The 10871-nt window shown below is 32.7% G+C and carries 11 protein-coding genes and 2 rRNA genes; 8 read left to right on the top strand and 5 right to left on the bottom strand.

What is annotated here, in order from left to right; translation table 11 throughout:
• Both RMO83_RS07275 and rrf read left to right on the top strand, forming a co-directional pair.
• Window positions 1-236: ribosomal RNA gene (locus RMO83_RS07275) — 23S ribosomal RNA — on the top strand; the annotation flags it as partial.
• A gap of 174 nt (window positions 237-410) precedes the next feature.
• Window positions 411-520: ribosomal RNA gene (rrf, locus tag RMO83_RS07270) — 5S ribosomal RNA — on the top strand.
• 236 nt (window positions 521-756) lie between these two features.
• On the opposite strand, the gene RMO83_RS07265 is transcribed toward rrf, so the two are convergent.
• A complete protein-coding gene (locus RMO83_RS07265; RefSeq protein ID WP_310559011.1) occupies window positions 757-1200 on the bottom strand; it encodes a DUF4268 domain-containing protein in 444 nt (147 codons plus the stop codon).
• A 67-nt stretch (window positions 1201-1267) separates the two neighbouring features.
• Here RMO83_RS07265 and RMO83_RS07260 point away from each other — a divergent pair, with 67 nt between their 5' ends.
• Window positions 1268-1906: a CoA pyrophosphatase gene (locus RMO83_RS07260; RefSeq protein WP_310559010.1), complete on the top strand. Its 639-nt coding sequence runs from the start codon at window positions 1268-1270 to the stop codon at window positions 1904-1906.
• A 44-nt stretch (window positions 1907-1950) separates the two neighbouring features.
• Window positions 1951-2760: a lysophospholipid acyltransferase family protein gene (locus RMO83_RS07255; protein ID WP_310559012.1), complete on the top strand. Its 810-nt coding sequence runs from the start codon at window positions 1951-1953 to the stop codon at window positions 2758-2760.
• A gap of 34 nt (window positions 2761-2794) precedes the next feature.
• On the opposite strand, the gene RMO83_RS07250 is transcribed toward RMO83_RS07255, so the two are convergent.
• Both RMO83_RS07250 and RMO83_RS07245 read right to left on the bottom strand, forming a co-directional pair.
• Complete coding sequence (locus RMO83_RS07250; RefSeq protein WP_409025004.1) at window positions 2795-3415, bottom strand: hypothetical protein; 621 nt, start codon at window positions 3413-3415, stop codon at window positions 2795-2797.
• Window positions 3416-3422: 7 nt separating this feature from the next.
• Window positions 3423-3917 carry a sigma-70 family RNA polymerase sigma factor gene (locus tag RMO83_RS07245; protein WP_310559008.1) on the bottom strand — a complete coding sequence of 165 codons (495 nt, stop codon included), beginning with the start codon at window positions 3915-3917 and terminating at the stop codon, window positions 3423-3425.
• 338 nt (window positions 3918-4255) lie between these two features.
• Between RMO83_RS07245 and RMO83_RS07240 the strand changes: the two genes are divergently transcribed.
• Window positions 4256-5560 (top strand): NAD(P)/FAD-dependent oxidoreductase, encoded by a 1305-nt coding sequence (locus tag RMO83_RS07240; protein WP_310559007.1) that lies wholly within the window; start codon window positions 4256-4258, stop codon window positions 5558-5560.
• Window positions 5561-5666: 106 nt separating this feature from the next.
• Entirely contained in the window at window positions 5667-6389 is a 723-nt protein-coding gene (locus tag RMO83_RS07235; protein WP_310559006.1) for a DUF4386 domain-containing protein, read from the top strand.
• 21 nt (window positions 6390-6410) lie between these two features.
• Here the strand turns inward: RMO83_RS07235 and RMO83_RS07230 are convergent, their stop codons facing one another.
• The gene (locus RMO83_RS07230; protein ID WP_310559005.1) at window positions 6411-7475 is read right to left on the bottom strand and encodes a DUF3810 domain-containing protein; all 1065 of its coding nucleotides are present in this window, start codon (window positions 7473-7475) and stop codon (window positions 6411-6413) included.
• Between the two features lie 135 nt (window positions 7476-7610).
• Here RMO83_RS07230 and RMO83_RS07225 point away from each other — a divergent pair, with 135 nt between their 5' ends.
• Entirely contained in the window at window positions 7611-9071 is a 1461-nt protein-coding gene (locus tag RMO83_RS07225) for an aminoacyl-histidine dipeptidase (RefSeq protein WP_310559004.1), read from the top strand.
• A gap of 83 nt (window positions 9072-9154) precedes the next feature.
• On the opposite strand, the gene RMO83_RS07220 is transcribed toward RMO83_RS07225, so the two are convergent.
• The gene (locus RMO83_RS07220; RefSeq protein WP_310559003.1) at window positions 9155-9664 is read right to left on the bottom strand and encodes a DUF6265 family protein; all 510 of its coding nucleotides are present in this window, start codon (window positions 9662-9664) and stop codon (window positions 9155-9157) included.
• 253 nt (window positions 9665-9917) lie between these two features.
• Here RMO83_RS07220 and prfA point away from each other — a divergent pair.
• Window positions 9918-10871: peptide chain release factor 1 (gene prfA, locus RMO83_RS07215; RefSeq protein ID WP_310559002.1), on the top strand; the 954-nt coding region annotated here is incomplete at its 3' end.

The following is a 10871-nucleotide window of genomic DNA, read 5'->3' as shown; positions in this document are numbered from 1 at the left end:
TTCTAGTACGAGAGGACCGAATTGGACAAACCTCTGGTGTATCTGTTGTTCCGCCAGGAGCACCGCAGAGTAGCTACGTTTGGAAGGGATAAGCGCTGAAAGCATATAAGCGCGAAACCCACCACAAGATGAGATTTCTTTAAAGGGTCGTGGAAGATGACCACGTTGATAGGCTATAGATGTAAAGGCAGTAATGTCATAGTCGAGTAGTACTAATAACCCATAAGCTTATGTACGCTTTTCCTCCGATGCAAGTCGGGGGAAGAAACTTTGTTACTTTGTAAAAATTATTTTCTTTATCTCAGTATGTTAAGATATTAGTCGTTAGGCAAAAGGCAATAGCCATTAGTCAAAAACGACAAAGCAATAAAGCTAATGCCTTATGGTTAATGCCTATTGCCTTTACAGCTTAAGGTGATTATTGCGGCGGGGCTCACCTCTTCCCATCTCGAACAGAGAAGTTAAGCCCGCCTGCGCAGATGGTACTGCAGTTATGTGGGAGAGTATGTCGTTGCCTTTCTTTATGAACCCTCATCATTTACTTGATGAGGGTTCTTTTTTTGTTCAAAATTGGAAGTTCAATATTCGTTGTTCAACATTTTTAACTTTGAATAGTGAATAAGAAATGTTGAAGGTTGAAGGTTTATTGCGTGAGGGATAGCAGTGAAAATCCTTTTGTGAGGTACGAAAAAAAGATTGAAACGAATAGCCCGACCTTGCTGTAATTTATGAAAGCAAGGACACGCTCGAATAAAATTAAACGTTTGTTTCTAAATCTTTAATATACTCTTGATATTTATAATAAAAAACTTCAAATTGATACATGTTTATATAAAAAAAATCAAATATTTGATTCCAGTTATCTCTTTTATTTATGTTTACATTTAATTTTTCAACCCAAACTCGACTAATTACTTTTCCAGTATCTAAATAAAAATTTCGTTCTAAAATTGCTTCGGGCAAATAATCTTTTAGTATTATATCTTTTAAAGATTCCATCTTTTCAAAATAGATTTTTCTTTTTTCTTCTTCTTTAGGTTCAATATCTAAAAGTACTTGCGCTTTTTTATTATCGATATAAAATTTAAAAGTTACATCTTTTATTTTTGTATCATATAGCAACCATTTTTTTGGATAAGTTTCTGCAAATTGAATCCAGAACTCTTTTTTTATCTTTAAATTTTCTTCTTTACTGTACATCGAAATCTACTTTTTTGGCTTTTTGAATTAATTTCGGTAAATTTATAACTAAATAAAATTATTGACTATGAATTTTGATCTCTTTTTTAATACTATATCCACTATTGTTGATTTGGAGTTACCATCTGTATCAGCACATATTAAAATGGCTCCATTAGAAAGGATTAAAATTTTAGAAAATGGTTATGAGAACACTATTAATGCAAGAAAAGCAGCTGTAATGATGTTGTTTTATCCAAAAAAAGGAGTAACTCATTTAGTATTAATTATCAGAAATGAATATTCAGGAGTGCATTCTTCGCAAATTGCTTTTCCTGGAGGGAAAGTAGAAGATTTTGATTTAGATTTGTCTGCAACAGCACTTAGAGAAACTTTTGAAGAAATAGGAATACCATCAGAAAAAATTAAAGTGCTCAGAGATTTTTCATCAATATATATTCCACCAAGTAATTTTTTGGTATTTCCTTTCCTTGGAATTGCATCAGTTGAATTAGACTTTATACTTCAAAAAGAGGAAGTCGCCGGGATAATTGAATTGCCATTATCAATGTTGTTAGATGAATCAATTGTAATTAATAAATCTTTTGAAACTTCGTATGCTAAATTAATAGACGTTCCTGTTTTTCAAATTGGTGAACATTCCGTATGGGGAGCTACTGCAATGATGTTAAGTGAGTTAAAAGATGCGTTAAAAATAGTGTTATAAAGAGAACATTTCGTATGTTTGCTACTCATTTTGTATTGATTATTATGGGATTATTGAAACGAAATCCTTTTGGGCATATACTTATTATAAAAAAATGGTTGATTAGGATTTTCGGTGCAATTACTCACAGACGCTATCGAGGTTTTAATCAATTGCAAATTGATGGTTCAGAAATAATTAGAGCTTTACCGGATAAAAATGTACTGTTTATATCTAATCATCAAACGTATTTTGCAGATGTAGTTGCGATGTTTCATGTTTTTAATGCAAGTTTATCAGGAAGAGCAGATAACATCAAAAATGTAGGATATTTATGGCAACCCAAAATGAATATCTATTATGTTGCTGCAAGTGAAACGATGAAAGCTGGATTATTACCAAGAATTTTAGCTTATGTCGGAGCCATTTCAGTAGAGAGAACTTGGCGTGCAGGCGGAAAAGATGTAACCGAAAAAAAAGAAGTCAATCCAAACGATACCGAAAATATTAGAATAGCACTCGAAGATGGTTGGGTAATTACCTTTCCACAAGGAACTACAAAATCGTTTAAACCTGTTCGAAAAGGCACAGCACATATCATTAAACAACACAAACCTATTGTAGTCCCAATTGTAATTGATGGTTTCCGGCGTTCTTTTGATAAAAAAGGACTTAGAATGAAAAAGAAAGGAATTCTGCAATCATTCATCATCAAAGAACCACTCATATTTGATTATGAAAACGATACAATTGATGAAATTGTAGAGAAAGTAGAATACGCTATCGAGCAACATGCTTCTTTCTTAAAAGTCATTCCAGTTGAAGAAATAGAAGAACAAGAAAAGCTGAATAAACTTCGTCAATGGGAATATTAAACTATAAAAAAGCGTCTAAAATTAGACGCTTTTTTTATAAATCAATTTTCTTCAATTCGTTGTAGTTTCTAAATAATCGTCGAAGTAAAGTACCATAAATCAATCTGTAAAATAACCAAAATAAACCCACAAAAAGTGTGATAAATAAAACCATTACACAAATAGTTATGGCAAATGCCTTATTATTATTGGTAATTTGACTCATTTGCGGATTCATATATAAAGCCATAGCAAATGCAATAATACTACACACAACTATCATTGCTAAGTTGTACCAAACATAATATTTAACTGTTTTTCTTGTCTTTAAAATGTCTTGCATCAATTTTTTAGTCGATGTAACAGTAGAAATGTTTTTATAATTTTTATAAAACATATATATAAATACCGCAACTACAAAATAATTTAAAATGGTTAAATATCTAAAATACACAATAAATGATTCACCGTGCATTTCTATTAAATATTGGTCAGCATTAAAAAAGAAGCTGATAGCTGTCCATACAATTACCTCTAAAACACTAATTACTAAAATCCATTTCACTATCGAAGATGATTTTTTATGCAGCATTTTATAAATATCAACTTCCGATATTTGCTGGTACGAATTTTCATTCCTTTTCCAGTCTTTTTTCAATAAATCCAATTCCTCCATCATAATCTTACGGATTTAATATTTTTTTTAATTTTCCTTTAATTCTATTCATTTTCACTCGCGCATTCACTTCACTAATTCCCAATGTTTCCGCAATTTCGGTATAATCTTTATCTTCCAAGTACATAAAAATCAATGCTTTTTCAATATCATTTAACTGTTGAACCGCTTGATACATTAACTTAATTTGTTCCTCCTCTTCGGTGTTGTAATCTTCCTGACTTATAAAAAAACTATGGCTTTCATAATCAACTGTCGATATACTTCGAGTACTTTTTCGGTACAACGTAATCGCAGTATTCAACGCCACACGATACGCCCAAGTTGAAAACTTCGAATCACCTCTAAACTTTGGATATGCCTTCCACAACTGAATCGTAACTTCCTGAAACAAATCCTTGTGCGCATCTTCACCCGATGTATAGAGTCGGCAAATCTTATGAATAATATTCTGATTTTCCTTAAGTTGTTTTACAAATGATTGTTCCAAAGTTTCACTCATACAAGCGTTAGTAAACTAATTATAGATTTTGTTACAAGATACAAAAAAATATAATTTCTATTTCGTCATCCTTTCCCGAAGCTTCGCGATGTCGAAGGATTGAAGCGAATGGCACGGGCTTTTTTGGTTTTCTTTTTCCCGCTGTTTGTCCAATATTTTATTTCGCTTCGTTCCTCAGCGCAAACAAAATGATTTCCCTTCCATCGGGGCTAGATTGGAGTTGTCTTTTGTGAAAATAATAGCTCAAACCACCATAAATTTTATTCGCGAACTTTGCGCAAACCTTTGCGTCTTTGCGGTTAAAAACTTCGTAACTTTGTAAAAAGCAACTCAAAAAAATGAATATCCCACAATCATCAAATCCAAGAGTAGTAATCATAGGTGGCGGATTTGCAGGCATCGCTCTAGCCAAAAAACTAAAAAATAAAAACGTACAAGTTGTATTACTCGACAAGCACAATTATCATACATTTCAACCACTTTTGTATCAAGTGGCAACTGGCGGATTAGAAGCAGGTTCAATAGCTTATCCTTTACGTAAAGTTATTCAAGAATACAACGATTTTTATTTCCGACTCACCTCTGTAAAAGAAATTGATACTGTCAATCAAAAAGTAATTGCGGAAATTGGCGATTTATATTACGATTATCTTGTAATTGCTACTGGTTCTAAAACCAATTATTTCGGCAACAAAGAAATTGAAAGAAATGCAATGGCAATGAAAACCATTCCGCAATCACTAAATATCCGAAGTTTAATTCTCGAAAATTTTGAACAAGCCGTTTTAACCAAAGACGTTTCTGAAAAAAATAGCTTAATCAATTTTGTTTTGGTTGGAGCAGGACCAACAGGTGTCGAACTTGCTGGTGCATTAGCCGAAATGAAAAAAGCCATTCTTCAAAAAGATTATCCCGATTTGGATATCGATAAAATGGAAATCAATTTGATTCAGAGTGGTGATAGAGTACTTAATACAATGTCTGAAAAATCGTCTGTAGCAGCCGAAAAATTTCTCTTGCATTTAGGAGTAAAAATTTGGAAAAATATCCGCGTTACTAATTACGACGGAAAAACAATCATAACTAACTCCGATTTAACTTTTGAAACCGCAACGGTTATATGGACTGCAGGTGTTCAAGGGGCAAAAATTTCTGGATTAGATGTAAAATCTTTAGTTGAAAAAGTAGAACGTATTCGTGTAAATGAGTATAATAAAGTAGTTGGTTACGACAATATTTTTGCAATAGGCGATATTGCCTCTATGGAATCTGAGAAATTTCCGCAAGGTCATCCTATGATGGCGCAACCTGCCATGCAACAAGGTGAATTGTTAGGCGAAAATCTTATAAAATTTATAACTAATAAACCACTAAAACCTTTTGAATACAATGACAAAGGTGCTATGGCAACTATTGGTAGAAATTTAGCTGTTGTTGACTTACCACATTATCATTTTAGTGGCATTTTTGCCTGGTTTGTTTGGATGTTTGTTCATTTGTTTTCTCTTATCGGATTCAAAAATAAAGCAGTTGTTTTCTTGAATTGGGTGTACAATTACATTCGTTTTGACCGCGAAGGACGATTAATTATCCGACCTTTTAAAAAGAAAAATTTTGTTACTTTTACAAGTGATGAAGTTTGATTATAATAGTAACAATCAAAAAAATAATCTTTACTAAAATTAAAGTAGCGATTTTTTAAATGTAACATTTATAAATGTGAATCGTTCTTCAAAAAAAACTTAATAAATGAATATAAAAAATAGCATTTCTGAATTTTCTCCAATGAAATATGCGAGAATTGGTGGTGTACTTTATTTAATTATTATAATTGCAGGTTTGTTTGGACAGCTAATGGTTAGAGAAGCACTAGTTGTTTCAGGAGATCCAACAGCTACAGCAAATAAAATCATGAATTCTGAAATGTTATGGCGAATTGGAATTAGTGTAGATTTAATTATGCAAATTTGTGACTTGCCTTTAATGCTAATTTTTTATCTCCTGCTGAAACCAGTAAATAAAAACTTAGCATTACTTACTTTATTATTCAATTTGATACAAACTGCAGTTTTGGTCGCTAATAAATTAAATCTTTTAATGGCATTATTTTTATTAGGAGATGCAACATATTTAAACAATTTCAATCCTGATCAATTACATACGTTATCTTATATTTATATTAAACTACATGATGCAGGATTTGGTGTTGGTTTGATATTTTTTGGTTTTGTCTGTTTAATTGAAGGATATCTGATTTTTAAATCAAAGTATTTTCCAAAAGCAATTGGAATTCTAATGCAAATTGCTGGATTGTGCTATTTGATAAATTGTTTTACTTTACTTTTAGCGCCTAAATTTTTAAGTAATTTAGTGCTTGTTCCTTGTTTAATTGGAGAATTGTCACTTTGCCTATGGCTTATTTTTAAGGGAGTTAATATAACAGAATGGAATAAACTTGTTGGAGTAAAATAAAAAACATTATTTATAACTAATTTAAAAGCTATTGCCTTCTTTATAATAATTCACTAGCAAATCTACAAACTTACTGTAACTTTCCATGCCGTCTTTTTGCTGATTCATTTTTAAAAATTGATCGTAAAAAGCATGAAAACCTTTATCGATAAAGGTGTCGTATTGTTTCCAAAACAAATCACTCTCTTTATAATTTTCGAGGATTCCTTTGTTTATTTTGGCTTTTAAAAGCGCGAATTTCTTTTCATCTTTCATTCCGATATTCACCAAACAATACCGCAACGCATTCGCATAAGCCGAATACTGAAAATACAAATCGTCATTTTTTACACACGCTAAAAAGCCTATAAAATTACATTCACTTTCACTTGCATAACCAATTTGATGCGCCATTTCGTGACAAACCACATTCGGAAATCCATACATTGGTAATTTATAATTTACTTGTGCTTCGTTGGTAAACGGATTTAAATAACCACCAAATCCCATATAAGTAAGCGGTAAACTGAAAAGCGACTTCTTTTTACTTGGAAATTCATAACTAAAAAAAGCGTGTTGTTTTGCCAAAAGGTCATAACCGTTTTGAGACATTTTAAAAATCGTATCTTGTGAATACGGATTGGCTACTTTTTGGTTTTTATGTTTTGCAATTTGTAGTTGAATTTCATTAGTTTTAACAATCAGTTTTTCAGTAAAAACTATCAAATCGGCATCTGAATACTCTCGTTTAATAGTCATTTTTTCAAACAACGGAACTCTATAATAATTGAAAGCCCAAAGCAAATGAAATAAAAAATAAACTACTGATAAGAAACTTGTGATTTTAAGCAAATTATTTTTCCAATCACTTTTCCAACTTTTTCTAGTTTTCCAAATGCTTATCAATACGTAAATAATTAAAATGCTATACACTATATCACCTACTGAAAACGGTATTCCACCGAAACAAATTCTAGATATATCTGATATAAATACATACAAACCATTACTGTAAAATTGCTCTACCGTTTCAGGAAAGAATGCTACTACTTTAAGAAATAAAATTTGTATCAACAAAAATAAAGGAAGTAAATATTTGCGTTGCACTTTATATGTTTTTTGATTATAAAAATAAGTATAAATAAAGAAGTAGAATTTCTTTTATGTAAATTTGTGATAAAATAAATGCTTCGCAACTTATTGTCTTTGCGGCAATTTAAAAATGTACTAAATAAAACAACAATGAGCCAAGAAATTAGAAACCTCGAACCAAAAAACCTTTGGAATAAATTTGCCGATTTAAACGCCGTGCCACGTCCATCCAAAAAAGAAGATCGTGTCATTCAATTTATGAAAGATTTCGGAAATAATTTAGGATTAGAAACTTTTGAAGATGAAATCCGTAATGTAATTATTCGCAAACCAGCAACAGCCGGAATGGAAAATCGCAAACCAATTGTACTGCAAGGACATTTGGATATGGTGCACCAAAAAAATAACGACACCAATTTCGATTTCGATAAACAAGGAATCGATATGTATGTTGATGGCGATTGGGTTCGTGCTCGAGGAACAACACTTGGTGCCGATAACGGATTGGGAGTAGCGATGATGATGGCAATTTTAGAAAGTAATGACATTCCGCATCCAGCAATTGATGCCCTTTTTACTATCGATGAAGAAACCGGAATGACGGGCGCATTAAACTTAAAAGGCGGAATCCTAAAAGGTGAAATTCTTTTGAATATGGATACCGAAGAAGACGATGAAATTGACATCGGTTGTGCTGGAGGCGTTGATGTTACAGCAACTCGAAGCTATAACGAAGAAGCAACTCCAAATGGTTCTGTTGGTTATTCAATAACTGTAAAAGGATTGAATGGCGGACATTCGGGAATGGATATTCATAAAGGTTTGGGTAATGCTAATAAAATCATGAACCGTTTATTATTTGATGGATTTGAAAATTTTGGACTCCAAATTACCGAAATTGCTGGAGGAAGTTTGCGTAATGCGATTCCGAGAGAAAGTGTTGCCAAAGTTATTGTTGCCTCAATGTACGACGAAGCTTTTGTGTTTGATATGCAGGAAATTATTGGGGATATCAAAACCGAATTCAAAACTACCGAACCTAATTTAACAATTGAAATCATAAAAACCGATTTACCTTCAAAAGTAATGGAATTAGGTGTTCAAGAAGGTTTGTTACGTTCAATATATGCAGCTCATAATGGTGTTTACCGCATGAGTGCTGATATGGAAGATTTAGTAGAAACTTCGAATAATATCGCTAAAGTTGTAGTTAAGGAGGGTGAAATCTCCATTCAAAATTTAACACGTTCGTCTGTCGAAAGTTCTAAAATGGATTTAGCAAATAGTTTGCGATCTGCCTACGAATTGTTTGGTTGTGAAGTGGTTTTTGGAGGAAGTTATCCAGGTTGGACACCCAATGTGAAATCGGAAATATTAGATATATTGGTCGGTATTTATGAAAAACAAAATAACGAAAAGCCAAAGGTAGTAGCTTGTCATGCCGGATTAGAGTGCGGAATTTTAGGAACCAATTATCCCGGAATGGATATGATTTCTTTCGGTCCAACCATTCTTGGTGCGCACTCACCAGATGAAAGAGCATCGATAAAATCATCTCAAAAATTTTATAAATTTGTGATGGAGATATTGGAGAATATTCCGGTGAAATAGTTGGCAGTGTTCAGTAGCAGTTAACAGTTTAACCTCGTTTAGAAATAGACGAGGTTTTTTATTTTAGTAAATTAACTAAATTATCAATTTTTCTTTTGCATTAAGTAACTTTCACTACTTTCTTTTCCTTTTTGAATACCTGAAATTGTTGCAATTAGTGAATTATCACTATTAAGTTGGTATCTTATTTTTTGCGGATAATCGTGCTTTGGATTTTCAAAAACCAAAACACTATCTTTTTCCTCTATCATTAAAAAAGAAACAGCTGCATTGTTATTTTGCCCTTTTATTGTTGGTGAGTAAATCAAATTGTCGCCATTTTGTTTTAGTTCTATTGTTTCGCTATGTACGGTATCTTTTTTATTAATAATGTAAAAAGATTGTCCGGCAAAAGTGCTGTCATTTTGACTTTTCCAAATTTCAACTAATAGTCCCAAACTATCTTCTTTTTGCCATTCTCCCAACAGCCAATTGGCTTTATTTAATTCTTCGTATTCTTTGATTAATTTGCCATTGGCATCGTATTTATTACACGATTGTAGTAGAAGGATAGTAAATACAATTAGTAAACATTTTGGTATTAAATTTTTCATGGTTTATTTATTAACATTACAATATTATGAAAATTATTGCAACTAGCCCAGATGGAAGTGGAAATCCTTTTTGGATTATCCGAAGCACAGCGAAGGGAAATCTTCAATGAAGCACAGCGAAGGGAAATCTTCAATGAAGCGCAGCGGAATTGCAAAAAGATTAGAACGAACAGCTGGAAATAGCTTCAAAAAATAAAAATAAATTACAATATTTTCACTAAATTTGCACACTTTAAAAATTACAGCTTACAAAATGTTAGACAGACTTCAATATGTAAAACAGCGTTTCGACGAGATTTCGGATTTGATTATTCAACCCGATGTTATTTCCGATCAAAAACGTTATGTGCAATTAAATCAGGAATACAAAGGTTTAAAAGGCTTAATGGAAAAGCGTGAAGAATACATTACTCTTGATGCAAATATAAAAGAAGCCAACGAAATTCTTGCCGATGGTTCGGATGCCGAAATGGTAGAAATGGCTAAAATGCAACTCGACGAAGCCAAAGAACGTTTGCCAGAACTAGAAGATGAAATCAAGTTTTTATTGATTCCGAAAGATCCTGAGGATGCTAAAAACGTTATGGTCGAAGTTCGTGCCGGAACTGGTGGCGATGAAGCATCGATTTTTGCTGGCGATTTATTCAGAATGTATACTAAATATTGCGAAAGTCGCGGTTGGAGAACTTCGGTTGTTGATATGAACGAAGGAACTTCTGGTGGTTTTAAAGAAGTTATTTTTGAAGTCACTGGCGAAGATGTTTATGGAACATTAAAGTTTGAAGCGGGCGTTCACCGTGTACAACGAGTACCACAAACAGAAACTCAAGGACGAGTACATACTTCGGCTGCGACTGTTATGGTTTTACCTGAAGCTGAAGAATTTGATGTTCAAATTGATATGAACGATGTTCGTGTCGACTTTTTCTGTTCGTCTGGTCCAGGTGGTCAATCGGTGAATACAACAAAATCGGCAGTTCGTTTAACGCACATTCCATCTGGTTTGGTTGCGCAATGTCAGGATCAAAAATCACAACATAAAAATAAAGACAAAGCCTTAACTGTTCTTCGTTCTCGTTTATACGAACAAGAATTGGCTAAAAAAGAAGCAGAAGATGCAACTAAGCGAACGTCTCAAGTAAGTTCTGGAGACCGTTCAGCAAAAATTAGAACTTATAATTATGCACAAGGTCGTGTAACAGATCAC

Source organism: Flavobacterium sp. (assembly GCF_031423415.1).
In the GTDB taxonomy this organism is placed as follows: Bacteria; Bacteroidota; Bacteroidia; order Flavobacteriales; family Flavobacteriaceae; genus Flavobacterium.
This window is presented reverse-complemented; position numbering and strand designations above follow the sequence as displayed.

Bases quoted from the DNA above. Each gene is read 5' to 3' on its own strand.
- RMO83_RS07265 (WP_310559011.1), bottom strand. From the start codon at position 1,200: ATGTACAGTAAAGAAGAAAATTTAAAGATAAAAAAAGAGTTCTGGATT.
- RMO83_RS07260 (WP_310559010.1), top strand. From the start codon at position 1,268: ATGAATTTTGATCTCTTTTTTAATACTATATCCACTATTGTTGATTTG.
- RMO83_RS07255 (WP_310559012.1), top strand. From the start codon at position 1,951: ATGGGATTATTGAAACGAAATCCTTTTGGGCATATACTTATTATAAAA.
- RMO83_RS07250 (WP_409025004.1), bottom strand. From the start codon at position 3,415: ATGGAGGAATTGGATTTATTGAAAAAAGACTGGAAAAGGAATGAAAAT.
- RMO83_RS07245 (WP_310559008.1), bottom strand. From the start codon at position 3,917: ATGAGTGAAACTTTGGAACAATCATTTGTAAAACAACTTAAGGAAAAT.
- RMO83_RS07240 (WP_310559007.1), top strand. From the start codon at position 4,256: ATGAATATCCCACAATCATCAAATCCAAGAGTAGTAATCATAGGTGGC.
- RMO83_RS07235 (WP_310559006.1), top strand. From the start codon at position 5,667: ATGAATATAAAAAATAGCATTTCTGAATTTTCTCCAATGAAATATGCG.
- RMO83_RS07225 (WP_310559004.1), top strand. From the start codon at position 7,611: ATGAGCCAAGAAATTAGAAACCTCGAACCAAAAAACCTTTGGAATAAA.
- RMO83_RS07220 (WP_310559003.1), bottom strand. From the start codon at position 9,664: ATGAAAAATTTAATACCAAAATGTTTACTAATTGTATTTACTATCCTT.